Origin of the sequence: Methylicorpusculum oleiharenae (assembly GCF_009828925.2) — a bacterium.
GTDB lineage: Bacteria > Pseudomonadota > Gammaproteobacteria > Methylococcales > Methylomonadaceae > Methylicorpusculum > Methylicorpusculum oleiharenae.
Genome location: NZ_WUTY02000001.1, coordinates 1,835,686 through 1,861,337 on the forward strand (window position 1 = coordinate 1,835,686; position 25,652 = coordinate 1,861,337).

General features: G+C 49.6%; 26 protein-coding genes. 15 read left to right on the forward strand and 11 right to left on the reverse strand.

Translation table 11 applies throughout. The features are described from left to right. Positions 1-27 precede the first annotated feature (27 nt). The 4 genes from GO003_RS08455 to GO003_RS08470 form a co-directional block, all read right to left on the reverse strand. Positions 28-912 (reverse strand): alpha/beta hydrolase family esterase, encoded by an 885-nt coding sequence (locus GO003_RS08455; RefSeq protein ID WP_159658575.1) that lies wholly within the window; start codon positions 910-912, stop codon positions 28-30. After that, complete coding sequence (locus GO003_RS08460) at positions 905-1,507, reverse strand: hypothetical protein (RefSeq protein ID WP_159658576.1); 603 nt, start codon at positions 1,505-1,507, stop codon at positions 905-907. Before GO003_RS08460 ends, GO003_RS08455 begins: the two co-directional genes overlap by 8 nt. 58 nt (positions 1,508-1,565) lie before the next feature. Then, positions 1,566-2,090 (reverse strand): carboxymuconolactone decarboxylase family protein, encoded by a 525-nt coding sequence (locus GO003_RS08465; protein ID WP_159658577.1) that lies wholly within the window; start codon positions 2,088-2,090, stop codon positions 1,566-1,568. Positions 2,091-2,159: 69 nt separating this feature from the next. Next, complete coding sequence (locus GO003_RS08470; RefSeq protein ID WP_159658578.1) at positions 2,160-2,486, reverse strand: EthD family reductase; 327 nt, start codon at positions 2,484-2,486, stop codon at positions 2,160-2,162. A 118-nt stretch (positions 2,487-2,604) separates the two neighbouring features. Between GO003_RS08470 and GO003_RS08475 the strand changes: the two genes are divergently transcribed. After that, positions 2,605-3,477 carry a LysR family transcriptional regulator gene (locus GO003_RS08475; RefSeq protein ID WP_159658579.1) on the forward strand — a complete coding sequence of 291 codons (873 nt, stop codon included), beginning with the start codon at positions 2,605-2,607 and terminating at the stop codon, positions 3,475-3,477. A 787-nt stretch (positions 3,478-4,264) separates the two neighbouring features. Here the strand turns inward: GO003_RS08475 and GO003_RS26545 are convergent. Together GO003_RS26545 and GO003_RS08480 are read right to left on the reverse strand one after the other, a co-directional pair. Continuing rightward, complete coding sequence (locus tag GO003_RS26545; RefSeq protein ID WP_407942113.1) at positions 4,265-4,528, reverse strand: transposase; 264 nt, start codon at positions 4,526-4,528, stop codon at positions 4,265-4,267. A 65-nt stretch (positions 4,529-4,593) separates the two neighbouring features. Beyond that, positions 4,594-4,995 (reverse strand): transposase, encoded by a 402-nt coding sequence (locus tag GO003_RS08480; protein WP_231088874.1) that lies wholly within the window; start codon positions 4,993-4,995, stop codon positions 4,594-4,596. Here GO003_RS08480 and GO003_RS08485 point away from each other — a divergent pair. From GO003_RS08485 to GO003_RS08510, 6 genes are all read left to right on the forward strand, one after another. Next, positions 4,915-5,463: an MFS transporter gene (locus tag GO003_RS08485; protein WP_231088875.1), complete on the forward strand. Its 549-nt coding sequence runs from the start codon at positions 4,915-4,917 to the stop codon at positions 5,461-5,463. The two genes, GO003_RS08480 and GO003_RS08485, sit on opposite strands and share 81 nt — an antisense overlap. 514 nt (positions 5,464-5,977) lie before the next feature. After that, positions 5,978-7,330, forward strand: coding sequence for an ISNCY family transposase (locus tag GO003_RS08490; protein WP_231088877.1), 1,353 nt, complete (start codon positions 5,978-5,980; stop codon positions 7,328-7,330). 357 nt (positions 7,331-7,687) lie between these two features. Continuing rightward, entirely contained in the window at positions 7,688-8,326 is a 639-nt protein-coding gene (locus tag GO003_RS08495; protein ID WP_159659248.1) for a transglycosylase SLT domain-containing protein, read from the forward strand. An 11-nt stretch (positions 8,327-8,337) separates the two neighbouring features. After that, positions 8,338-8,643 carry a flagellar transcriptional regulator FlhD gene (locus GO003_RS08500; RefSeq protein ID WP_159659249.1) on the forward strand — a complete coding sequence of 102 codons (306 nt, stop codon included), beginning with the start codon at positions 8,338-8,340 and terminating at the stop codon, positions 8,641-8,643. Then, complete coding sequence (locus tag GO003_RS08505; protein WP_159659250.1) at positions 8,640-9,182, forward strand: FlhC family transcriptional regulator; 543 nt, start codon at positions 8,640-8,642, stop codon at positions 9,180-9,182. The genes GO003_RS08500 and GO003_RS08505 overlap by 4 nt, the downstream gene beginning before the upstream one ends. A gap of 76 nt (positions 9,183-9,258) precedes the next feature. Beyond that, a complete protein-coding gene (locus GO003_RS08510; protein WP_159659251.1) occupies positions 9,259-9,861 on the forward strand; it encodes a hypothetical protein in 603 nt (200 codons plus the stop codon). Positions 9,862-9,864: 3 nt separating this feature from the next. On the opposite strand, the gene GO003_RS08515 is transcribed toward GO003_RS08510, so the two are convergent. From GO003_RS08515 to GO003_RS08525, 3 genes are all read right to left on the reverse strand, one after another. After that, a complete protein-coding gene (locus GO003_RS08515; protein WP_159659252.1) occupies positions 9,865-13,062 on the reverse strand; it encodes a conjugal transfer protein TraG N-terminal domain-containing protein in 3,198 nt (1,065 codons plus the stop codon). A gap of 116 nt (positions 13,063-13,178) precedes the next feature. Beyond that, positions 13,179-14,636, reverse strand: coding sequence for a conjugal transfer protein TraH (locus GO003_RS08520; RefSeq protein WP_159659253.1), 1,458 nt, complete (start codon positions 14,634-14,636; stop codon positions 13,179-13,181). After that, positions 14,633-15,664, reverse strand: a complete 1,032-nt coding sequence (locus GO003_RS08525) for a conjugal transfer protein TraF (RefSeq protein WP_159659254.1) — start codon at positions 15,662-15,664, stop codon at positions 14,633-14,635. The genes GO003_RS08520 and GO003_RS08525 overlap by 4 nt, the downstream gene beginning before the upstream one ends. A gap of 499 nt (positions 15,665-16,163) precedes the next feature. Between GO003_RS08525 and mobI the strand changes: the two genes are divergently transcribed. Further along, positions 16,164-16,634, forward strand: coding sequence for a conjugative transfer protein MobI(A/C) (gene mobI, locus GO003_RS08530; RefSeq protein WP_159659255.1), 471 nt, complete (start codon positions 16,164-16,166; stop codon positions 16,632-16,634). A gap of 371 nt (positions 16,635-17,005) precedes the next feature. Here mobI and trfA read toward each other — a convergent pair whose 3' ends face one another. Both trfA and GO003_RS08540 read right to left on the reverse strand, forming a co-directional pair. Then, positions 17,006-17,872 (reverse strand): plasmid replication initiator TrfA, encoded by an 867-nt coding sequence (gene trfA / locus GO003_RS08535; RefSeq protein ID WP_159659256.1) that lies wholly within the window; start codon positions 17,870-17,872, stop codon positions 17,006-17,008. Between the two features lie 9 nt (positions 17,873-17,881). Continuing rightward, complete coding sequence (locus GO003_RS08540) at positions 17,882-18,355, reverse strand: hypothetical protein (RefSeq protein WP_231088881.1); 474 nt, start codon at positions 18,353-18,355, stop codon at positions 17,882-17,884. 128 nt (positions 18,356-18,483) lie between these two features. Between GO003_RS08540 and mobH the strand changes: the two genes are divergently transcribed. From mobH to GO003_RS08575, 7 genes are all read left to right on the forward strand, one after another. Continuing rightward, positions 18,484-20,823 carry a MobH family relaxase gene (gene mobH, locus GO003_RS08545; protein ID WP_159659257.1) on the forward strand — a complete coding sequence of 780 codons (2,340 nt, stop codon included), beginning with the start codon at positions 18,484-18,486 and terminating at the stop codon, positions 20,821-20,823. Continuing rightward, complete coding sequence (gene traD, locus GO003_RS08550; RefSeq protein WP_159659258.1) at positions 20,820-22,646, forward strand: conjugative transfer system coupling protein TraD; 1,827 nt, start codon at positions 20,820-20,822, stop codon at positions 22,644-22,646. The genes mobH and traD overlap by 4 nt, the downstream gene beginning before the upstream one ends. A gap of 2 nt (positions 22,647-22,648) precedes the next feature. Further along, positions 22,649-23,281 carry a DUF4400 domain-containing protein gene (locus tag GO003_RS08555; RefSeq protein WP_159659259.1) on the forward strand — a complete coding sequence of 211 codons (633 nt, stop codon included), beginning with the start codon at positions 22,649-22,651 and terminating at the stop codon, positions 23,279-23,281. Between the two features lie 205 nt (positions 23,282-23,486). Further along, a complete protein-coding gene (locus GO003_RS08560; protein WP_159659260.1) occupies positions 23,487-23,768 on the forward strand; it encodes a DUF6794 domain-containing protein in 282 nt (93 codons plus the stop codon). Further along, positions 23,765-23,974: a hypothetical protein gene (locus GO003_RS08565; protein ID WP_159659261.1), complete on the forward strand. Its 210-nt coding sequence runs from the start codon at positions 23,765-23,767 to the stop codon at positions 23,972-23,974. Before GO003_RS08560 ends, GO003_RS08565 begins: the two co-directional genes overlap by 4 nt. A 79-nt stretch (positions 23,975-24,053) precedes the next feature. Next, positions 24,054-24,830, forward strand: a complete 777-nt coding sequence (locus GO003_RS08570; protein WP_159659262.1) for a M90 family metallopeptidase — start codon at positions 24,054-24,056, stop codon at positions 24,828-24,830. Positions 24,831-25,278: 448 nt separating this feature from the next. Next, positions 25,279-25,548, forward strand: a complete 270-nt coding sequence (locus GO003_RS08575; protein ID WP_159659263.1) for a hypothetical protein — start codon at positions 25,279-25,281, stop codon at positions 25,546-25,548. Positions 25,549-25,652: the final 104 nt, after the last annotated feature.

Sequence of the window (25,652 nt, forward strand, 5' to 3'; positions counted from 1 at the left end):
GCAATTCTCAACGGTAGACCGTATCGCTTAACGACCTATCGAAATAAAGAAATCTAACAACGTATCATTAATACCCGGCCATTGCGCATGGAGTTTATCGCCTTCGCAATACCAAGTCTTTACGCCATTAGAACAGCCAGAATAAGCCATGCAACCATTTTCAATTTGTTCAGGTATCGGCTCACATTTATTACATGCCGCCCACCAACCTGAAGACTGCACACCATATTTTGGAAACAAGTGGTCATTCGTGCTGTGCATAATCATGACAGGGATAGGCTCCGGACACTTGCGATCACGTAAATCCTGATAATCGATACCGGCGGCACTGGGTGCAATCGCATGGGGGATATGTTTGGTACCTGCCATAAACGCCAGCGCCATCGCGGCAGTCCCACCGTCAGAATGCCCGGTAAGAAAGATACGCTGTTCGTCAATACACCATTTTTTGGCAATCAAGCCTGGAATAGTACCGAGTTCGATGGTTGAGGTAGGCGATAACTCGGGATGATCTGCATAAGCGACTATGAAACCGGCCGTCGTCGCTTTTAGCGTAAGTCCGGTCAGTTTCTCAGTCTTAGCCCGATTTGATTTTGCCGGTGAATAAACCATCAGCAATGGATGAGCGATTGTGGGATCATAATTTAACGGCGTGCGTATATTATATTTAATGCCTTCACTTGTTGATTCGCCATTGTCCGCACCTGGATCACCCGGGCGTTTACCAACTTCGCAGTGCGCCTGAACTTTATCGCTGGTATAAGACGTGTTGCCCATCTGCGAAAACTCGTCATTATCTTCGCTAAAAAAGATTAACAGCGTGATCAAGATAGGCAGAAAAAACAGCAAGATAAACACGCTGTTGCGAAAAGTCGAAACGGTTTTAAATTTATCAAAATAGGTTTTAAACATCGGATGGCCCCACTACAGGTTTATTGGCTTCGCGTTTCATTAAATAAAAAACTGCTGCTATAAGGACAAAGATGAATAGCAAATTTATCGGTAAATTGCCTGAGGATTCCTCTTCGAGACCTACCGAAAACGGTATATGGCTATCAATGCTCTTGTCTTTATGCACAATCGCGACGTGGGCCAGATAATTACCTGCACCGAATTTACTGAAATCGACCACGCCATTGACCGTACCGGATTTTATTTTTGTCGGTTCCTTATAGAAAATCCGGGTTCCTTCTGGTTCTTTGGTGACTTCAAACTCGACAGTTAAATTGCGCAGGCCTTTGCCTTCATAATCGAATACAAGATTAGTCGCTCCTATTTGAGGAATCGACTGGCAATACTCTTTGGTGGTAAATGTTGGAGTATAGGCAGTAAAGTGTACCCGTTCATGACCCACCAGAATATTGCAGGCATCGACTTCATCATTTGCCCCCCGATGTGCATAAACGACTGATGGTAAAGTAATGGTCAATAATCCGAATAGAGCTATAGCGCGGCAAGCATGAGCTATCGTATTGAATAATGCTGGTAACGAAAAATTCTTTTTCATCTTCAAAACCTCTTTTGTATTTTGTTGAAGGCAGAATTATCAATTCATCTTCACTCATTCAACCGATATAGTTAAAAGTAAACAGCATCTTATGAGTATTATTGATGCCGGATGAATTGGCGAGAATACGTATAGCGGTAACAAAACGGTTCATGCAATTCATGAGGGCGCAGATACAAACGGAATCAAAATACGCATGCTCGTCCCAACCCGCATCGAAGATGTTTTGAGCGTCTGCAGGGGTAATTTGCTTAGGCGACAGGGTGAGTTTTTTAAGAAAGCAAAGTATCGGTATTAGCTTGTCATCGATTTTTGCGCTGTTAATAAGCGTTTTTAAAGCTGCAAATACCGATTCGTTAGGACCTGAGGGTAACGAAGCGGCTTTATGGTATTCATAGCTCAGGCTGCATTGGTTCAAATATGACGTATAAGCAAACAGTAATTGGCGCGTTTCCTTGCTGAAAGGTGAATGATTTCTCATGATTTCTTCCATGATCTTAAATAGTAATACCCGGCGATGCGGATATTTTTCCTGCATGTCGGGTAAGGAATTAAGGTCTGGGTTTCGTGTCAGGTATAACATCGTAGCTCCTGATGATATTGGTATAAAATCGGCAATCGGCTCATATATCTTGCCCAATTGCCAGGGGGATTAAAAATCGAAACTTTCAACTTCCGCAATTAAAAACAACGGCGCACCGCCTGTCGAAATATCAACGGCATGTTGTGCGGTTTCCTGTCCGCCCGGTGAATTTAAACAGGCTTCCAAATCCTGCATTGACGGAAAATAAACTTCGGCAATGCGATGGAAAGGCGTTTGTTCCTGACCAACACTGGATTTAACCAGCGACGCGACAAAGCGGGTTTTTCCGGCCATTTTTTCTACCGCCATCGGCACATGCTCCTCTGCATAGCGTTGTTCAAATGTATCGACATCGGCAGGTGTTGGGTACATAACAATGAGTTTTGCAGTTTTCATGGTTTTTCATAGGATTCGATTATGGTGATGTAATCATATTCTCTGCTTATAAGTCTTGTAAAATACTAACTTTCTATGGAAGAATAGGTTTTGGCTATATAAGTTCGAGGAAGACACTATGGAAATGCATCAAATCCGTTATTTTTTAGCGGTTTGCGATCATGGCAGTTTTACCCGTGCCGCGCAATTCAGCTATATTTCCCAGCCATCTTTAACGCAATCCATTAAAAAACTGGAAGATGAATTGGGCGGGGAATTATTCACTCGCGACCGTTCCGGCTGTTTGCTGACTTCGCTCGGCCGCTTGGTGGAGCCTAACTTTCGTAAGATATACAAGGAAACAGTCACGACTAAGGCCGATGCCCTTCGTTTTACCAAGTTGAACAATATCCCGTTGCGGATAGGCCTGATGGCAACGATAGGCGCACAACGTTTAAGCCCGATTTTTGCCCATTACAAGCATGAGTTTCCCAATATTGAATTTGAATTGATTATCGACTGTGAAACTTTATTATTGCAGCAACTGGAATCGGATTTGCTTGATTTGGTGATTAGCGCCCCTTTGCAATTGCTGGGTTCGCCCTATCAATCCACGTTGCTGTATACCGAAAAGTACGTAGTTGCGTTTAACAACAAGCACCGTTTTAATCACTTGAGCAAAATCGACCTCAAGGAAATCCAGTCTGAGCCTTATTTGGATCGGTTGAACTGCGAACTTAGGGATACTCTGCGGGCAATCTGCCAGGACCAGGAAGTCAACCTCTACGCCGCATACCGTAGCAATAGCGAGGATTGGATCGTCAGCTTGGTGCGCGCTGGCATGGGGGTTGCCTTGATGCCAGAGTACAGCCTGCCTGCAAACGCCGATGACGTGCGTTGCCGTTATTTGAGCAATCCGGAAATCAGTCGCCAAATATATGCGATTTATCATCCGAAGAATCAGAAAAATACTGAAATTAATAACTTACTTACAGTTTTAATTCATAGGTAAATACTATGTTTTCATAGGTAATTAGTCTTTTACAAACGCGCCTGATTTCTTGTAATATTAATTCAGACACATGAATAATAAAGCTTATGCTCATTAGCTTATTTTCCTACAGCCAAATAATAACTATGTGCCACTCTATAAGATATAGGATAAAACTATGGTAAGCAGTATAAATACCAAATATTTTGATCTGATTGACTGACTTGCCTTTTCTCAACTTCTTAGTCTAAATAAAGTAATTTAAGGCGAGACAGGATGCCTGTATCTGAGGTGGTACATAATGAATGATGTGAAAAAACTCTTGTTAGCGCTTGGACTGCTTTTTTTATTGGTTCAATTGATCACCTTCTTTCTGGTTGGGACAAAAGGAATTTGGGCTGGATTTTGACTTTTAATGCGAATAACGCGAAATTTAGCCAAAAAAATGATACTGAATATTCAAAGATGCAGTTGTCCACTGTGTTGATTGAGCAAACTGGGCCTCATTGTGGCGATTAAACGGATGTATCAACATAAAACTAGACATGCTGGCTACTTAGATACTGCTTACCTATAGTTATATAGGACAAAACTATGTATATAATTACGATCCATCGTTAAACACAACGGTAGAAAACTTAATATACCTTTTAGCATTTATTGAACATAGCGTATCTTTTGCAGAAATATTATAGGGGGAATATCAGCTTGTAAAATACTGATTATCTATGTACCAATAGGCTAAGGCTATTTATTAGATGAGGTGAAACAGAGCTGTTATTTTTATTTTATTGGAGCATGGGTTTTTCTAAGTTGGAAAAAAGACATCTGCAACCCATTTAATACACCACTCTTTCGCTGAGATTGGCTTAGGTGTCCCATTGGATTGCTTAATCAGTATTTTGTAATCACGAAAGTGACTAAGTGCGTGTAAATTGAGCATCAAATTAATCATGGCAATATGCTCAAAGGCTCGACTGGTTTGAATACTGACTTCATAATCCTTACTCAACCGGTGGTAGCGATAAAGCCATGCAAAGGTTCGCTCTACGACCCAGCGACGTGGAACAATTCAAAGCCTTTTGCCTTATAGGATCGAAGAACTACGGCCCAGGCGATACGAAATCGCTCCGGTATTCACGCGCTATATTCTTGGCCACGGTAGCCACCATCGACCCAAAAGCGCCGCAGTTTTTTGCAGCTGCCCGTCAGTGACGCCAGGATTAATTTCGCCCCTTCTCGTTCCGGCACATTCGCAGCGGTCACGACGACCACCAGCAACAGACCCATGGTATCCACCAGAATATGGCGTTTACGACCTTGGATGCATTTGGCCGCATCCGTACCCTTTGATACCGGCCAAGGCAGTGATTTTAACGCTTTGGCTATCCATACTGCCCGCAGTAGGATGTTTATGACGCCCGGCTTTCGCCTGACCTGAGCCCGATGCGTTTGGCAATGATCAGTCCTCAGTTCTGGTTGCTGGCTTTCAGCTTTGGTATCTGCGGTTTTACCACCTCTGGCCTGTTTCAGACACATTTGATTTCTCACGGCATCGAACATGGTTTTTCAGAAATGACGATGGCCGTGTCATTAGGCATAATGGGCGCGACCGATATTGCAGGCACCATTTTTTCCGGTTGGCTATGTGATCGCTTTGGTAAGCGATGGCCAATGGCGATTTATTACGCACTGCGGGGCGTTTCATTAATCCTGTTGCCTTATGTTGAATCGACCGGGCAACTGATGGCTTTTTCCATGGTTTACGGTCTGAATTGGTTGTCGACGGTTCCGGCAACCTCTGCGCTCACGGCGGATCTATTCGGCAAGCAAAATGTCGGAATCGTTTTCGGCTGGATCTGTTTTGCCCATCAGCTCGGCGCGGCTTTAGCCAGTTACGGAGCTGGCTATTTGCATGGCTTGTTCGGGAATTACACCTTGACCTTTATGATCTCTGGTCTTTTTGCCTTAGCGGCCACCGGGCTTGTTATGAAAATACGGGAATGAAGTTAAATTTATTGCCGGCTAGTATTATTTTCGCAGTTAAACTGCTTCAAAACTAAAACAGGAGATATAAAAATGCTCTTTATTCGCATCTCGTTAATGAAAAACAGGCCGAATGGCTTTGAAGAAAATTGTCGTTTTGCTATCACCAAAAACGACCTACCGGTTATCGATTTTTACATCGAGTTGTTTTTTTGACTTGATTTCTTTAATTTTAGACGGCCGCTTTATGTCTCACTTTCGTCTTTGAAAAAACCAGTCCATGTACATCTCATTTTGGCCCTAATGACTCAGTGATTAAGTCAATTTGCTCGCCGAATACCGGACAGTCAAATGGATCACAGGTTGCCTAAACTATCGATATTGGACACCGACCCCGACGGTCCGGTTTTGGCCGTTATGACGCAGTGATAATTTCAATTTGCTTGCCTAAAACTAGACAGTCAAATGGCAGCAATTCTCAATTTAAAACCTTAGCTTGTATAATGTTTAATTTTTGCAACCTGCACGGAAGCTTATGGCCAGTCCCTTTCATCCCTCAACGAAACCGGTACCCTTTACAGCGCGCTCATTGATTGACAAAACCCGCACCGCATTTAGCACGCTGCCGGACAGCCGAAAAACCGCCACCAGCAACAACCTGAAATATGCCGTTGAAGATGCCGCGTTAAGCGCATTTTCCGTATTTTTTACTCAAAGTCCCTCGTTTTTAGATTATCAGGTGCGCATGCAAAAAACCTATGGGAAAAATAATGCGCAATCGCTGTTTGGCGTGCACTCAATTCCCAGTATGAATCAAGTCCGGACCATTCTCGACCCAATCCCGCCGCAGCAGGTCTATCCGGTATTCGCGGACATTAGCGAGGGGCTCCATCAAAACGGTTATTTAGATCCTTTCCGGCGTACCGGCAACACCCTGCTCATCGCACTGGATGGCACTGACTTTTTTGCCTCGGAGAAAATCGCCTGCCCACAGTGCACTCGGCAAACGATGAAGAGCGGCAAAACCTTGCATCGCCATACCGCCGTGACGCCGGTCATCGTGGCGCCAGGGCAAACCCAGGTTGTGCCCTTGCCGCCAGAGTTTGTCCAGCCGCAAGACGGCCAGGAAAAGCAAGACTGCGAACTGGCCGCGGCCAAGCGGTGGCTGGATGCCTGGGGCGCACGGTATGCACCGTGGCGTGCCACCTTACTCGGCGACGATCTGTATTGTCATCACGACTTTTGCCAAAGGGCCATCGAGCAGGGCTTTCATCTCCTGCTGGTTTGCAAACCGGATTCCCATTCCACGTTATACGACTGGCTCGCCGATTTTGACCGTACCGGGCAGGTGCAAGTCGTGGAACGCAAACGCTGGAACGGTAAACGGCACATCACCGAGCATTATCGTTACATGCATCACTTGCCGCTACGTAACAGCGACGACACCTTGATGCTCAATTGGTGCGAATTGACGGAAACCGACGAAATCGGCAAACAGCTCTACCGCAATGCCTGGGTGACGACCCATGCCATCGACGATGAGACGGTCATCGACATCGCCGCTTCAGGCCGGTGCCGTTGGAAAATTGAAAACGAAAACAATAACGTACTCAAAAACCACGGTTATCATTTCGACCATAACTTCGGTCACGGTCAACACCATTTAGCGAATTTGATAGCCACCCTGGTGCTACTCGCCTATTTGCTTCATACCACGCTGGATTGGGTCGATTCCTATTTCCGTGCCGTGCGCGGCTTGCTACCCTCACGGCGGACTTTTTTTGAACATCTTCGTGCTTTAATGCAGTATCTTCCATTCGATGACTGGGATCATTTAATGCAGTTTATGCTTAAAGGACTTAACGGCACAATTCCTGACTCCGGGTAGGGTTTTAAAATGAGAATTGCTGGTCAAATGGGCTTTAGGTTGCCTTAACTATTTAAATTCGGTAGCTACCCTCAACAGTGCGTATTGGTCTTTAACCAACCTCTATTATTATGAATTTTAGGGATCTATATGTCGGGCTGCAGGCTTCATATTTCCTGATTTGTATAAAGCCCCTACTACAAGTTTCATGAGCAATGTTATCGCCAAAATGTTGCCAACGCAGTTTCGATTGCTGATGATTTTTCGGTTTTTTGTCCATAATCCACGAATATCGACCCTAAGGGGTATTTTTCAAACCAGTATTCTTCGCTAACAGGTTTTACACTTTCATTAACGTTTATTTAATGAGAGCCTGCCATGTTATTGAGTCGACCTGAAGTCTTACCTTTACGCAGACCATTACCGCTTGTACCTAGCTATTTCGCTCTATTTTTAGGCCTAGCACCCTGTTTTTCCAGCTTGTCTTGCTTGGCAGGTGAAAACCAGCCAATTGGACTATCGGCCAGCATCCTTCCTGCTAATACCTCGCTGCAAAACACCGTCTGGGGACAAGTCGCCGCACGGCATCAACTGGATCCCTATGTTTTATATGCCGTGGCGTTGGTTGAGTCCCGAAAACAGGATCCCAAACACCAAGTGACGCCCTGGCCCTGGGCACTCAATCATGCCGGCAAAGCCATCATGCCAGGCAACAAACAAGACGCTGTCATCCTGCTTAAGCAGATGCTGGATGAAGGTTACCGTAATGTGGATATAGGCATGATGCAAGTCAATTTGCGCTGGCAGGGACACCGGGTTGAAAAACCCGAACACTTGCTCGATCCACTCACCAACCTTGAAGTGGGCGCCATGTTGCTCGCCGAAGCGATTCAATCGGCACCGGATAACCTGGCTTTGGGTGTGGGGCGTTACTACAACTGGAAAAACGTACCGGCCGCCATTGAGTATGGTCAAAAAGTCATTGCCATCGCCGAACAGATCAGAACGGTCATTTAGGCGCGTAATCAATGGACGACAACCTGTATAACCTCAACCTGGATTACTTGCTGGTTGCCAAAGAGATGATTGCGGCTGGCAATACGCATAAAGCCCAGTTTTATCTTGGCTTGCCGCCAGAAGCCATTGCCATACTGCGCAACATGACGACCAAACAGCTGAAAGCGTTGGCTCGAAGTAACTATCTAAAATTCAGTCCCCGTTTCAATCCCAGTCACTGGCAGGAATTTATGCAAGCACAAGCATTGGGCGCCGATTCTCACGAACAGCGGGCCAAGGAACTGTTGATGTTCCTGATCAATGACAATCCGTCATGAAGCCGGACTATCCTTACCACGTCAATTTGCATGAGCATCGGTTGGTGTATGAGTTACTGAAGCGAAAATTGCGCACGGCGATCGTCCAGAAAGTCATCACCAGGCTGCGAGCTAAAGATTTACGCCACATTTTTTATACCCTACACCGGGAAAAGCCGCAGCCTGGGCAAATCCCGAGTCTGGAGATGATGACCCAAACCCGGGAATCCTTCTTATACATGGCGGTATTTGCCTCCATTTATCGCTGTGCCCATCGAGGTGACTTTAAAGCCAATATGGACATCGAGGCGGTGATGTTTGCCTGGGATTACTTTTGTGAGACTTTTCCAGGCCATATCCGTGAACGTCGACCCTTCGGCAGGATTAGGCCAGCCAATTTCGATGAAGCTTGGGTGATTGCTGAAGCCATGCAGACTGGCTTGGTAGAACTGCAGTATTGCTTTCGCTGTCATCATAATTTCCTGGTCACCTACTGCACCCGCTATCAGCCAGTTTGCCAAGTCTGTGCGCTAAAAAGCAAAAATAAACGAGGCATATAAATTGGGTGCAAACGGACTTGGCACGCTAGCCAATTCGCAGTACGATAATCCTGTCGCGAAAGACCGGAGATCATCAATGTCCTCGTTTCCATCACACTCACGTCGCTTAAGACTGCCAACGAAACCGAACCAAACTGAGTCCGTCAAGTCTATATTTGCCGGTCATCATGCCACGGTCAATTGCCTTGAATGTCATCGCACCATGGTGCCCAGAGTGGTGACCTACTATGGTCAACCTCTACGTTCGATTTGTCCGTTTTGCGGGGCAACGTTTGCCCGGTTTCCGAGTGGAGTGCAGAGGTTTTTGCAGCGATTTTCCCAAAAAACGCTTTCATTCGATGCTTTTATAAGAATAGTGTTGGCGGCTAGTGGTTTTGGCTTGATTTGGTTTTTTGCAGGACTGGGAGTGTTGCCTACAGAACTGGAAGCTCTGGGTATATTCGGTTGCATCATTTTCATCGCCTTCGGGTTGGCAGAATTGTTTTATCAAACCATCGAAATGATTGCAGGAAAGCTATCGCATGACAGCAGTTCTTATTGGTGGGCTTTAGCATTGCTCGCGATATTAATTTCGTATTTGCAAGAGGGTGTAACTGGCTACATCGTATTTTTTTCTTTATTAATGACGATTCGATGGCTAATTGCTGGTTTTGCTGCAGCCAAAAACTCTTCTAACTGAACGCTAATAGTTTATGCGGCCACGCGCCCGATTGTAGTTTCCAATTTGATCAATTAAATCCATACGGTTTTGACCAGCCGCGCTTCTAAGTAATTTAGCGATATCATTTCCCTCGACACTTCCTTCCTCTTCAATTAACTGGCTTTTTGATATACCAAGAGTACCTCCGTACTCACCGACAACGGCGATGCCAGCAAACGCTTCAAACATCGCCGCATAATAATAGGCTTGTTGGCTTGGTGTTAATTTGTCTGCAACTTCGTTTACTCTTTGCGTTGCCCATGCATGAGATGCATCCTTAAATCCGGAGTAGGATTGGCTTGAGGCATATTTTATCGAATCCCAGATTTCCATACCTTGTGATTGGCCCTGTTGAACATAATCTGCAAATTCCTTGATATGCTGATTACTGACTGCTCCCAATGCTTCCAGGTTTTTGGCCGAGTTGTACAAGCTCCCACCCAAATAATTATAGGAAGCCTCCGCTGCCGAAGGCGTGTCATTGGCCGCTGCGGCAATCGATTGCCTAAAATGCTCTGCTTTGATGTTCGCTAATTGGCCGAAGCCTTCTTTTGAATTTTGTTCACGTTCGGCCAGATTGCGATCATGTTGAACCTCGATGCTTTTCTCGCCACTGGCAATTTTGCCAGACGCTGAACTGATTCGGGCTTGAGCACGTTGCTCCAGCGTTTGGGCTTCGTCGCGCGGATCGTGAAGATGGGCTTGCTCGACCCTGGATTGAATCATTCCGGATTCTGGTGCGTTGGCTTTCAGGGATTCGTTTCGGTTGGCATTCCATGTCTTATCGGCTTGCGGTGCATTAAAGGTATCGCCCAGTAGTTGATACCCCGAGATTTGCGCCTGGTGCGATTGTTGATCATCCAGCTTGCGGTAACTGGGTGACGAGAATCCGGTCAACAACGACATCCCGGCGGCGGCATAGGCTTGATCGGCATCATTGATCCAACCCGCCGCTTTCCATTGCGAGGCCAGTCGTTGTGTATCACCGCGCAAGCCGTACTGGTCCAGGGTTCGATCCAGTTTCTCCATCAAGGTTGAGTCTTGAGCCATTTGATAACCCGTTTCCGCCGCGCCAAAGCTGGCTTGAGCACCAAAACGTTGTTGTGCCGATAAGGTTTGCTGATAGGATTCATTGGCTGATAGGACATCGGTGGCACTGTGTTGCAACGATGACAACGATTGGTTTTGCAAACCCATAGATGCCACAGTGCGGGTACCGGTTTGCGCATCCATCGCCAGGCTTTTGGCCAAGCCGGCTTGATAGCCCTGACTGTCATTCACGGTTTGACTGATATCGGCGGCAATGGCATCGGACTTATCCTGACCGACTGTAAAATCATTCTGCAGTCGTCCGGAAATGGCACCACTCACTATGTCGTTTGACACCTTGGCACCCGCATTGGCACTGCCGGCCACCAGTGCCGAGAAGTGATCCGCTGAGATGCCGGTATCGGCATGCTTCTTGGCAAAGGCTTCACCGAACTGCCGATTATAGGCATCGGTATAACTGGAGCTGCTGGCGATCTGATTACCCAGCGAACGACTATCGAAAGCATCACTGCTAATACTCGCGGACTTCGATGCGGTCGACGACACAGTGCGCATGAAACTACTGGTGGCTTGCTCGGACGCGGAATAGGCAGACGAAACGGCCGCACTCATGTCCTTGCCGGCGGTAAAGGTGGGCAACACCTTATCGACACCCGTTTGGGTGACCGCTGATAACGGGCTGTATTGATGCTGCGCTTGCGCATTTAACACCGGTGCTGGACCGATCACATCCGGCGTGGCGATGCGTTCGTTGATGGTATCGCCACCGTCCATGCGTCCCAGAAAATGCGTCGCGGTGACCGCACCGCGATAAATCAGCATCAACGTGATCGCCGGTGTCGACGCCGCCAACATGCCGCCTATCGACAACCATTGCTGCAATTCCATATCCAGCTGGTAAATGCCCATCATGGATGGCAAGTTATACGTGGCCGTGGTCAGCGCCGCCATCTTGCCGACCGCCGACATCTGGATGAATAAATTGATCACCGCCAGGATCGGCATCCACAATTGAATCCACAGCAACATCGAAAAATAGCCGATATTCATCCGAATGCCGACACTACCCAGCATCACCACAAACGCCATGATCGGTGCGATGGCATAACTCAACCCTTCGATGAAGGCCATCATCGGCCGCACGATCTTGGCAAACAGGGTTTGTTCTGCCGCCCATTGGGTATTGCGCTGCTGAATCGCTTGTTCGACCATGGCCGCCTTATTCCAATGTAAGCCGTCTTCATGCCGGCCGATGACGCCTTTCTCGAACATCGGCAAAATCGCCGACATCAGCATGTAATCGGCCGCATCGATAACGCCGGGACCGGCCAGCGCATCGAAGGCATCCTGTATTTTCGGCACCGTGTCGGCTGCCGCCGGCACACCCAGCGTCGGTTGCAACAAGCCCTCCAGCGCCGTCGCGAAATTACCGTTGGCCACCCCACTTAAGTCGGCCCAAGCGTCGGTACAGGTTTTGGTTTGCGGTTGGCCACCGACATAGATTTGAGTCATGTAGATGTCGGAATCAAAGCGAATGGCATTCAGCGGATCGGCATCCCGCAAGATGGCATCCACCGATTTCTGGTTCAAGTCCACGCCGGTCAAGGTGCATTCACGCACATAATTGGCAAACGAGGTTTCCATGTCGCTACCGGCATTCGGCACGTTGGCCGCTCCCAAATTCACTCGCGACAACAGATTCTTCCGCACCGCCGTTAAGGTCTGCAAACTGTCGGCAAAGCCATTGCCGGTCATCGACGGTGTGCCAAAGCCTTGTTCGAACAAGCGCGTGGTGCGATAGCCCATGTTCGACATCACGCTACCGACCACCGCCGGTCCCAGCGGCACGTTGTCGACCACCACCACGCTGCCGGTATAGGCATCTTCGATCGACACTCGCACCGACGGCGCATAGAGCATCAGCCACAACACATAGGCCAGCAATAAATCCTGATAACGAATGCCACGGCCATCCCATTGCAACAAAGCCCGAAGCATGACGATGATGACACCCAGCAAACCACCGACGGCCGCCGCAGTCCTATAATCTCCGGTACCGGAAATCATCGCCACGCCATTGAGGACGGCTTGTAGATAGGCGGAATCGCCGACGGAAAAGATTTCAAACATGACTGATCGTCTTTAAAGAAATAAAATCAAACAAAGCAACGCCTACGACTGAGTGAAAACATCGGTAAGCACCTCTTGTAGTGCTATTCGGACAGAGCCTCATACGGTTGACTCCGTTAAGGCGTCGGCCAGGCGGTGCCAGACGCCGGCAACTGCGCCACGGTTCCGTAATGTTTGGGCTTCACGGTGGCCATCAACTGCTGGTAAAACGCCATCAGGGTTTGCGGATTGCCATACCGACCCGCGATGGTGACGTATTCGTCCTGAATCTGCTCGCGGGCATCCTTCAAGGCATCCATCAGCAATTTGGCGTAGGCATGGTCATTCATGTGGGCGGCCGTTTGCACAGCATTCAGCAAATCGTTGACGATCAGTTGTGCCAATTCCAACGCAATCACTGGCGCCGCTTCCTCGGCCCACAGTTTGGCAATGCCGGCATCCTCCCGAGCCAGGTTATGGATCATGCCGCCGATGGCATCCGGCACGGTTTGCATGAAAGCTTTTTCACTGTCGGTAATTTGACCGGTGTTGGTGGAGAATTTATAGATCAGGCCATTACCGTTATTGACCGAACCCAACAGGATTTCCATTACCCGTTGTTTCAATCCGACCAGATTGACGGCCTGCACGACGGGTTTCAGGCACTGATCGGCATCATGGCCGTCCGAACAGGTGTACATCCGAACGGTTTGATAACTGTTGTCGGCATCGTTGCCATACATCAAATCCTTGATGCGCAGAATCGGTGGGGGCGCACTGATGGCATTGTTTTCACCTTGACCATCCGGTGCAGCTTCCGGGGCATCGACGATCACGGTACCGGAAATACTCATCGCGGCTTCCAGCAAACTGTTGCCGCCGAAGCGGAACCAGCCGCCGGCGTTCTGATTGACTAAGGCTCGCCAGACTAAATTACCCTGGATTTTTTGGGTCATGTCCGCCGGTGCGTTTTGTTTGATCTGCTGCACCGGATCGCCCAGGGTGCTGGTATTGGTCCAACTGGAAAAGACATCAGAAATACCTTCGGTAAACGAGGCATTGGACAGATTGGTCTTACTCTGCAGATCGAAGGCTTTGACGGTATCGTTCACCAGGCCTTGCGCCAAACGACAGGAGTTGCTGAACATTTGATTCATTTCCTGAATTTTCTTTTGCAGGTCGGTCATCACCGAGGCACACCAGGGGCACATCGCGCCGATGGCCAACTGAAAGGCATACCCCGCGGCATTGCCGGCCACGTTGCGCATCAATTGCACGAACTGGTTGAAGTTGATAAAACTAAAACTGCCGGCAAACAAATCGATTCCGCCACAACCGGCACTGAACGACGGTGGCACGAATGACACCAGGTTGGTATTGGTGATGCCGTTGCGCGCCACCAAGCTGCCGCCGGTAATCACCCCGCGGCGTTGCCCCAGATGGGCGGTCGGTGCCGTAAAATTGGTCATGGTGCCGAACATGCTGTCCATTTCCTGTTGCAGGTCGGCATGAACCGGTGCTGCGGTCTCGACCAACAGGATCAACACCAGGACCTGGCGAAAGCGAAGTGGGAGCGAAAGCAACAATGAAATCATGGTGTGTTCCCCCTTTGCGCACTCCGTTGCAATGCTTGAATCAATGACAACGGATCTTGAGCCGTTGCTGGGCTAATGCTGCCAGCCGTCGGCAATAGCATCGGCGTGTTACGAATGCCCTGGGTAGTTTCATACTGCGAGGCATCAAGCCAACCGGCTTCCTTGGCCGCCAGTAGAATCCGACCGGTGATTTCTTCCAACGACAACGCGCCTTGTGCCAATGGCACCATCTGTCGAGGTGGCTTCATCAAGAACAGTGCAGGGGTTTGCTCAACCCCCAATAGTGCCGCTTGCCCTTGATCGCGTTTGAACTGACTGAAAAAGCCGTTCGGCATGGATAAACCATCGAGCGACACCGGATAGATTTTAAAACCGTAAGCGTTTTCCAGCATGGCCAGAATCGGTGCTTGCACATGGCAATAGGGACAATCGGAGCGAAAGAAAAACAAAATGCCGGCTTGTGCGGCAATCGCTTTCAAGGCCTGTTCGGCCACCACACGGGCTTGATGATTGGCTTCATTGGCCGCATAGGTAGCGACCGGTCGACGCACCGTTTCATCGAGTTGCGGATCCGACATCACCACGTAACGGGCGGCATGGGTAAAGCGCTCGGCTTTGTCCATCATCACCCGTTGCAGGTAATAAAACGCGGCTACGTTTTCTGGGCTGGGATCGTCAATGGCTTGATTCAGGTAATGCTCCAAATTTTGTTTTAGCCAGGCCGACGACAAAGGGTGTGGTGCTGCAGATTGTTGTGACGTCGGGTTTGATTGGTCCCCTGCTGTGAGTGGCGCGGGTTCTCGTTTGGCCGGTGTCTGCTCTTGAGTGACGGGGAGAACGGGCGTGGATTTGAGTTCGGGCTCGATTTTTTTGACCGGTTCCGGCACCACCTCGTACCAAAACCAGCCGCGCTGTTTGTCGGCAAAATAGGAAATCGACTGCGTATCAATAGCCTCATCACCCCAGGCAGTCAATGCCTGCAGCAATAACGTCAACATCATCAGCAATAGGGCGAGGTTTGGGTTCATGGCCGTATTGTCAACCCAGATAATGGGTCACTAGCCTGCAATAAATGACGAATTCGAAAAAAAATGCACGCATGGGCAAACTTTTTTCACTTTTTTCATTCTGGCTGCAATAAAGGGCGCTTTCGAGCTTTATTGCCAAGGGCAAGGGTTTTTCCACGCCTAGAATCCAGCACGAGGTTTGATTAGACTCAGGTCAAAACCCTGTACAGGATTACTGTCCCCCGCTTCCCTGAGCTATCAGGGAAATACACCCTGATTTTTCAGTCTTTCGCGGTGTGTTGTGTCTGAACAGGGACGAGCCGTAAGACCCGTTGTCAGGGAACAGCAGAGCCAACCCGGCACTTTTTCGCTGAACAAATCCCTGACTATTCAGGGACGCAGGGTCTAGCTGTCTGTACAGGTTTTTTTGCCTCAGCCCTGTGACAAACCGGAAAACCCGCCTCAAAAGCCCTCAGGGACGACCCCCCTCAATCCCTGAAGTTAAGTATTAGGAATTTGTATGCGAAACGAAACGGTTGAGCAAGAACGGCTTCTACCCACCGATGCAGTCGTCCAGTTGTGGCTAGAGAACAAAGCCGAGCAATTACATGCCCACGCTCGAATGCTGGTGGATGATTATTGGCGACAATTGAATCAGCGCCATCAACAGGTGACTGCCAAAGAACGCGGTCGTATTGGACTGCGGATTCGTCGCCGCGAGAGTCGTCTGTCGTTCAGCATCGAGTGGTACCGGATGGCCACCCTGCGCCAAAACGGTCAGCGTAAACCGATCTGCCAATACCTGAAAAAAGGTCCTGGCTATCGCTATCCCTTGCAGCGGATTTTGCAAGGTGAACCCGACTGGGCGCAGCAGTTGGTCGAAGCCTTGGAAAACGAATTTGCCGATATCCGCAAGCAGATGGCCTTACTGGGCAAACTGCGCGATGCCTATCACCACTTCCAGACAGCCACAAAAGAGCGCAACGCGTGAGGCATTTTCGGAGGACTGTGAGGGATCCCCTACCCAAAAGTTATCCACAGAAGTGGATTTCCCTATTAAAAGATTAAAAAAAGATTATAAATAGATTAGCAGTCGTTTTTTAGCTGTTTTAAAAATCGCTACAGGCCATATCATCCGTAGCCTGCAGCGATTTCAAAATAGCGACTGAGCGTCGGTCGAATGCCGTGCCTTTTGTCAGTCGAATGCCGTGCTTTTTGTCGGCCGAATGCCGTGTCTGTCGGTCGAATGCCGTGCCACCGTCGGCCGAATGCCGTGTCCGTGTCGGTCGAATGCCGTTAGTGCGTCGGCCGAATGCCGTATCGACCGCGCCAAAATAGCGTCGGTCGAATGCCGTGCTTTTTTCAACAGCTGTTGCCCTGTAAATAACGTTGCTGACTCGCTGTGGGTTGTTTTTTGACTTTGACGGTATCCTCGCCGATCTCAAAGCTTTCCAAGCTTCCGCAGTCGACCAAGGCTTCTAATGCTTTGCGTAGACGGTATTTGAAGTCACGCAGGGTCGTGGCACTGCTGCCGCTCAAACGGTGGATGGTGTTGATTTTCAACGGATAAGGCTCTGCATGGGACGACATAAAGCCGTGTAACCAGAGTGCCAAGGGATGTTTACGTAATTTCCGACGTTGCTCGAATTCGATGTAGGTGTAACCCTCTTCAAACAATCGCAGCATGGATTCGGTCAGTTCCACCACGTAGCGCTGGGTCACTTCATCACGGTGATAACGTAAAAAGCCCTTTTCGCCAAAGGTATCGCGGCCCTGAAAGGTGATTTCCACAAAGGCACCGCCCAAGCGGGCCATGGACTCCTTCAGCCATTCATGCTGACTTTTACCATTGCCTCTCACCAAAGCCGTCAACATGCCATAGGCGCTGAACGTGACGCTAAAGCCCGGTAATTGCTGCCGGGACAAATGCACGATTTGCATCCACACATCCAGATCCGACTGATTCAGTTGGACGCCCAAATAGCGGACTTCGATACCGTCCACAGCGGCTAACAAGGTCCGTTTTTTATAGGCGATTCGCTCGTTACCTTGTACCCCGGCAAACAAGGCGCTGCGCAAACAGGCATTCGGCGTGCCACGAATGCCGGCTGGCCAATGCGGTAAAGTCGCCAAGGGTTCGACTGTTGTTGGTTTTGATTTTTTACGGGCCACCAGTTTTTGAAAGCGGTCGTCGAGATTGCCTAACGCGTCGTTACTTCTGATATTCATGCCGCCCCCTTATTTCATCAGGCTGCTGGGATTGCAGGCGTGCTGCAAGGCAGTTGGCATGGCTGTCGAGTCGATCAGTGCGCGTTCCTCAATCGACAGATCAAGCTGATGATGGCAATATTTTCGCCAGGCGCGTTCCAGTCGAGACGGGTCGTCGATCTGCGTTAATTCGATTGAACCCGCAAGGCTGTTTTCAGGGATAGGCTTGGCATCGGTTACTGCTCGCCATGGCTGAGCCACTTGCCTGACGACATGTTCTATCGACGCGGTCCGTAACGCTGAACCGCCCAGCCCTCCGGTTTGCCAAGCACAATCCAGGCGCCAAGGCGGGTTGGAATCGGTCATCATCGATGCGATGACGGTTTCGTGGTCACGAATCTCCGGTGATACCGAAGTGGTGCAGGCCGTGCAGAACACCAGCGGTAACAAGCCGTATACCGGGCTAGATGATCGAATTTTGGGGTGATGGGTGTGCGTGTTCATGCTGCCTCCAGATGAATCAGAAAGCGCAACACAGTAATAACAATTTTTTTGGATCAGGCTGCAATAAATGTCGAATTCGCCATTTATTGTAGAAAAGAGTTAAAAACTTTCTGTCACGATGTGGCACCATGGAAAACACCCCGTCATCCTTCATCCAACGTATCGGCCAACGTCTCTGGGGCGAGAAGACCGCTTTGCCTACTGTTATCCCGGCATCGCCCAGCGAAGAGATTCCCCGGTATCCGCCGTTCATGAAGGGCCTGCCAGCAGCCTCGGTAGATCGCATCCTGAGCACTCAAACCGAACTGATCCAGGCCATCGAGCAGGCTCTGGCATTACCGGATGCACTGTACCAAACGATTGCCTTGCCGGTGATGACCCGCTATGCCGCCTTTAGCCACCTATTGCCCGCCTCGGAATCGCATCATCATCGCGGTGCCGGTGGTTTGTTTCGGCATGGATTGGAAGTGGCGCATTGGGCGACCCTGGCAGCGCAAGGCTGCTTGTTTGCAGCCGATGCTACACCCAGCGTACGCAAAGGCTTGGAGCTACGCTGGCGACTGGCCGTGTGTTTTGCTGGTTTGCTGCATGACATCGGCAAACCGGTGTCCGACATGGCCGTGGTCGATAGCCAAGGTCGGCATACCTGGAATCCCTGTGATGAAAACTTGACTGAGTGGGCCGCGCAGCATCACATCGAACGCTATTTTTTACGTTGGCGGGAAAACCGGCATAAACGCCATGAACAATTTTCGGCCTTGGTCATCGAACGGGTGTTGACCCGGGAGTCCCGTGCTTACCTGTTGGAACCCGGACCTGACATCATGCAAGCCATGCTGGAAACCATTCACGGGCTGGATCGTGGCAGTAAATTGTATGAACTGGTCGTGACCGCGGATTGCAAAAGTGTCGAGCGGGATTTGAAAGCCCATGTCCAGTCGGTGGATGTCGCTTTGGGTATGCCGGTCGAGAAATACCTGTTCGACGCCATGCGCCGCTTGCTCAAATCGGGCCAATGGGCCGTCAACGAAAAAGGCGCCCGGCTGTGGCGATTCCAGGAAGGCCTACATATCGTCTGGCGTAGTGGGGCCCAAGATATTGTCAGCCTGCTGGCCAAAGACAAAGTCCCCGGCATTCCGCGCGACGAAGATACCTTGGCGGATATTTTGATCGAGCGCGGCTTGGCGATACCCAAGGTTTTACCCGATGGCCGGCAATTTCGCTATTGGCGTATGCAGCCAGTCGGACTGGATGCGGTTTTCTACCTGCTGCGCCTTACTTCGATCGAATCCATTTTCAGCAATGAGCCGCCAGTGGCAATAGAGGGGATTGAAGTCGGTGCAGAGACTGAGGCTAAAACGCCCTCGGATAGTGGTTCACCCGAGCAGACCCGTCCAGTTAAAGCCTCGCCAATGACGTCGGCAAAAGCGAGTGAAAATAAAGCCACCAAAATCAATTTTAAACCGCCTGCGCAAGAGCCCACTCCCCAGCAGCTCGCTGAAGCCGTTGAAGCCAACCCTGATTTGATAACAGATGTGGTGAGCCAAGATTGGGAAGTCGCTGCAGAACCCCTGCAAGCCAAACCTGATGGGTTGACAACCAGCGAAACTAAAAACGTCGCTGTAACCCAAGCGATATCTGAAATCGATAAAACGACGACAAAATCGACCCGCCAGGAACAAGCATTGCCTGTCGACAATACAGCTGAATTGACCGCAGACCCTCATGCAATGGCCCGACAATGGCTCAAAAGCCAAGGTCAAGCCGGCGCGTGGCTGCTTGAAATGACCTCACTTATCCATCAAGGTGAGGTGGAAAGTGCTCAGGCCGTGTTGATTAAGCAGGGTAAATGCCTGTTGCCTTTTCCGGAAACGCCACAAAAGCTAAAGGTCGAAAGCGATCTGTTCATACAAGTCTTGGCCGAGAAAGGCTGGCTGGTCACCGACCTACTGTCCCCCATGCGCAAAGTACAAACCATCAATCAAAAGCGCGTCGTGCAATTGGCGACAGAACCGGCTGAGATGATGCAAATCTTGATGATGCCGGCAGGTTCTGATCAAACAACGGATGGCAAACAATCTGAACAGCCCAAAACAAAAGCCATGCCGAGCAAGTCCCGTAAGGCCGCCAACGGCACCTCACAAATGAATTTGCAGGTACTGTCTACTCCCTCAGCTAAACCGGCAACTTCTGCAATGTGCTCCGCCATTGACTCCACGGACAAGCATGCCAAAGATTCCTCGAAGGCCGTTAATGAGTGGCTACAGTCAGTACGCAGTGCCCAATCGGCAATGAACCACGCGCAACCGGATAGTCACTGGCAAACGGTCTCTGATGACGAGTTATTCCGCTACCTGGATGCGCATCCGGAACTGCAGCGTTATGATTTTTTACGTGATATCAGCCAACACAGTGATTGCCAGGTGATCGGTCGCGGACAAGGCATTAAAGTGCGCATCAAACCATGAAGTCCGATTACGACTATCAGTTTCCCTGGCGACCGATATTTGAGAGATATGCCATCAGCGGCTGGCTGGGTGGTGCCGGATTAGCTTATCTGATCAGTCATTGGTCGGGCTTGCCGCGCGAGCCATTCAACTGGTTGATGACCGTGTGTGGGGTGATGGTCTGTTGGCGGCTGCCGTCGGCATTAGTACTTTGGTACTGTAAACGGCGTTTAAGGCAATTTCGATTTCAATACCTGGACGCCAAGAAACTTGGGCAAAGGGTCAAGCGACATCCTGACGAGTTGTGGTTCGGCTGGGGATTCGATTGGGTGCAAAAACATGCGCAGTTGGCGTATGAGATTTTGAAACGCGATGTCTCGACGTTGATTCCGAGTGATCATCAACGCATGGGCTCGGCCTGGATCCATGGCTTGGAAATTTCTGAAAGCGATATCCGGCAGCCTTTACAGCATACCGCTGGCCATACCCTGTTAGTCGGCACCACCGGCGCCGGCAAAACCCGTGCTTTCGATATTCTGGTCACGCAAGCGGTGTTGCGCGGCGAAGCCGTGATCATCATCGATCCCAAAGGCGACAAGGATCTGATGGCCTGCGCCAAGCGCGCCTGTGCCTTAGCCAAGCGGCCGGATCGCTTCGTGTATTTCCATCCGGCGTTTCCGGAAGACAGTGTGCGACTGGATCCTTTGCACAATTTCAACCGGCCTTCTGAAATCGCCAGCCGTATCAGCGCCATTTCGCCCAGCGAAAGCAGCAACGATCCGTTCAAAGCCTTTGGCCAAAAATCGCTGGATAACGTGATTCAAGGCTTGATGGTGATCGAGGAGCGGCCAACGTTGGTGAAATTGCGCCGTTATCTGGAGGGGGGGCCTTCGACCTTGGTGATTCAGGCGTTGGAACGCTATTACGATAATAGCTTGGGCCATTGGCGGCAAGAGGCGCGGCCTTACCTGAAAAATGCCAAGGACATCGACTCAAAAGCGTTGGGATTAGTGCATTTTTACCGAGAAGTCGTGCAGTACCAAGCAGCCAACCTGGATCTGGAAGGCTTGTTATCGCTGTTCGAACATGACCGGGCCCACTTCAGTAAGATGGTCGCCTCGCTAATTCCACTCATGAACATGTTGACTTCAGGTTCGTTGGGGCCTTTATTGTCGCCCAATCCGCAGGATATCGACGACTTAAGACCCATCACGAATACCGGCTACATTATTCAAAAAGCCCAGGTCGCTTATATCGGCCTGGACTCGTTATCGGATGGCATGGTTGGTAGTGCGATTGGTTCGATTCTGTTGGCCGACTTGGCCGCCGTCGCCGGCGATCGTTACAACTACGGCGTCTCGGACCGGCCCGTGAATGTGTTTGTCGACGAGGCTGCCGAAGTCATCAACGATCCGTTCATTCAAGTGCTGAACAAAGGCCGCGGCGCCAAGATTCGCTTGTTCATTGCCACCCAAACCTTTGCCGACTTTGCCGCCCGCACCGGTTCCCAGGACAAAGCCCGCCAGGTACTGGGCAACGTCAACAACCTGATTGCCCTGCGGATCATGGACAGTGAAACCCAGCAGTACATTACCGACAATCTGCCGAAGACCCGATTGAAATACATCATGCGTACCCAGGGCGTCGCCACCAGCGCCACCAATCCCAGCATGTTTTCCGGTAATGTCGGTGAACGTCTGATGGAAGAAGAAGGCGATTTGTTTGCACCCCAACTGTTGGGTCAACTGCCTGACCTGCATTATATTGCCAAGTTATCCGGCGGCCGCATTGTCAAAGGCCGCTTGCCGATACTGCGTTCGCATTTGGACAAGCGTCAAGCTTAACCATGCCACGCAACCTGCTGTTCAGTCTACTGATCTGGCTGCTGGAAATCGTGGTGGTGGCCGGTTTTGTCTCGGATGATTGGACCCGACAGTTCCAGCTGGAGGAAGACCAAAGGCTGCTGGATTATTTCGGCACTCAAAAAGCACGTGAAATCCAAGCCACCAGCCAATACTGGTTTGACCGATTATTTGTGCAAACCGGCATCCGTCCAAGCGTGTATCACTACTTCATTCCGACCGAGCATGAGCGGCAGCTATCCAAAGGCTTTGAAGACGTGGGGCGTTATGACCTGTTTCCCTTTATCCAAAGCCGACTGGATGTGTTGTGGGATACCGTGTATCAGATGATCAAGCGCTTCATCACGGCTTGTATCTGGTGTCCCTTTCTGCTGGTTGCGCTACTACCCTTTGTCATCGACGGCTTGATACGTCGCAAAATCAGCCAAACCAATTTTGATTATCCCAGCCCCATGGCACATCGCTATAGCCTGTATGCCCTCTTGGCGGCATGTTATCTGCTGTTCATAAGCTTGACCTTGCCGTTTGCAATTCCGCCGCAAGCGTTGCCGATCGGGGTGTTGATCGTGGCTTATGCCGTGCATGTGTTGTTGGCCAATACCCAAAAACGGGTGTAAGGCGGCTGATACCTGAACGAACCCATAACGTGGTTGACGCCCCGAGCCTCAGTTATCCACAAAAGCTGTGGATAACCTTGTGACAAGTCGGTGACCAATGACGCCAACCTCTTGCTATACCAAGAAAAGCGTTACACTGACCAAAGCTTGACCATTAAACCGAGCGATTTGAATTTCACCATTAGGCAGCCAAGGACCCTAACGCATGAAAACTCAGGGCTTAACCCCTCAACGGGAAGGCTTACAGCTTCCCGTCACTGTATCAGCTATGATTGAGCCGTTGTTACTGATACTAAGCGATGCTGATCAATCACCCCTGGCCGTGAAGCCGGAACACGAACTTGTCGATTATCACCTGAATCTAGGGCCGGCGATTCGCAATGCTTGGCTGTATGCCCTGGGCAATAGGCTATTACAGGATTGTGGCGAGCGCCATCCAGAAGATGAATCCGCTGTTATTATTCATGCCCTATGGAAAAAACTATGACACAACCGATTAACTTAGCCAGTGAAAGGCTATGGCGGGCTATACCGGATACCCGCCGAAAGGTGATTCTGCAATCGGTTTGGTGTAGTCAATGCCGCGGCAGTACCACCATAATCGATTATGCGGTATTAGCCAATGGCGTAGACATCCTGTTGGATGGGAAATGCCATACCTGTGGCGCCCAAGTTAGGCGTGTGCTGGATTGAATACAGAGTCAATGATGAAGAAAAGGCGATTATCATCAAATTGGCAAAGCGTTAACACTCGGCTTAGCGCTTAAATACCATGAATTTTTTTAAGCGTGCCAAAACCCGCACCATTCTGCACCGTCACCCTATTGAGCAAGCTGTCTGGCATGCCGTTACAGAAAATTTAGATGTACTGCAAGGATTAAGCGCGGTCGAAAAAGCCCACTTGCGGGAATTAAGTACATTATTTCTCCAAGAAAAAACCATTATCGGGGTCAATCTATCCATCACCGACAACATGCGCGTTACCCTAGCAGTGCACGCGTGCCTGCCGGTACTGCATTTAGGCTTGAGTCTATTATCTGGGTGGAGCGACCTACTGATTTACCCCTCAGCGTTTCATGTTGCTCGCGACGAAAAGGATGCTGATGGCATCGTCCATCATCAGGATCGTATCTTGAGTGGGGAGGCTTGGTCGAGAGGTCCGGTGATTTTGTCCTGGGAAGATATCGAATGGGACATAAAAGAGGGTCATCACGGTCACAGCGTGATTATTCATGAGATAGCCCACAAGCTGGATATATTGAATGGCAGTTGTAATGGCATGCCACCTTTACATGTTGCTATGTCGATTCCGGATTGGACTCAAACACTCAGCGCAGCCTACCAACAGCTGGAGCAAAGTCTGATGAATGAGCGCCCAACGACAGTGAATTCCTATGCAGCTAGCAGTCCAGCCGAATTCTTTGCTGTATTCAGTGAATACTTTTTCACTGCACCGCAAGTAATATACATGCATTTTTCAGACGTTTACGAACAACTGCAACTTTACTACCGACAAGATCCCCTGAACCGACGCCAGTCAGATATGTAATATCCAGTTGCTATGTCTTGGGAGGCGCGGGAAAAAGTTTAAATGGTTCGGTATAGCTTCCGTTTTTGTGTCTCTACAAAGTTAGCTTTTTGGATATTGACGCAAAGCTGACGCACAATTCACTTGAGGTTAGTCTAGGCTGATCGTGTCAACTCGGCCAAAACCGGCTGTTAGCGATGCCGGCGTAATTTTTCGTCGCTAAATTCAACGAATGGCAGCTTTGCGGCGAGCTACCTTGAGTCCTCTTTGACTTGACCCGGCCATAACCGGCCGTTGAGGATGCTGGCGAAATTTTCGATACCTAAGTTGAGCGAATGACAGCTTTTCGGCAAGCAACTTTGCATTCTCTTTGGCTCGACTCGGGCTTAAACAGTCGATCGATTTTTCCAAAGCTGACGTCGAAAACAAAAAAACGGACGTTTAGTTGACGAATGTTCAAGGACATCGGATGTCAATCAGCTTCGATAAATTCCCAGATTTTTTACTCAAATGGCGCTCACAATTTTTCAGTTTAGTATTGCAACTTATCTTCTTATTGAGGATGAGATTGGTTACGGTGTTGATGTCGGCACTGTTGCGTATTCCAGAGATGGTTATCAAGGAGATTGGGTGTTATTTGCTGGCCTATAATCTGATCCGCTTGCTGATTATGCAAGCTGCCATCCTGGCCGGTATTCTACCGAGCGAAATCAGCTTCAAACACAGTCTGCAACTGTAGCTGATAGGGAGCAGGCAAACAAACACTTCAGACAACCACATGCTGTGGGTGGTTTGCGAATTAATGGCGCAACAGCGGGTTGGAAATCGTTCCGGTCGTATCGA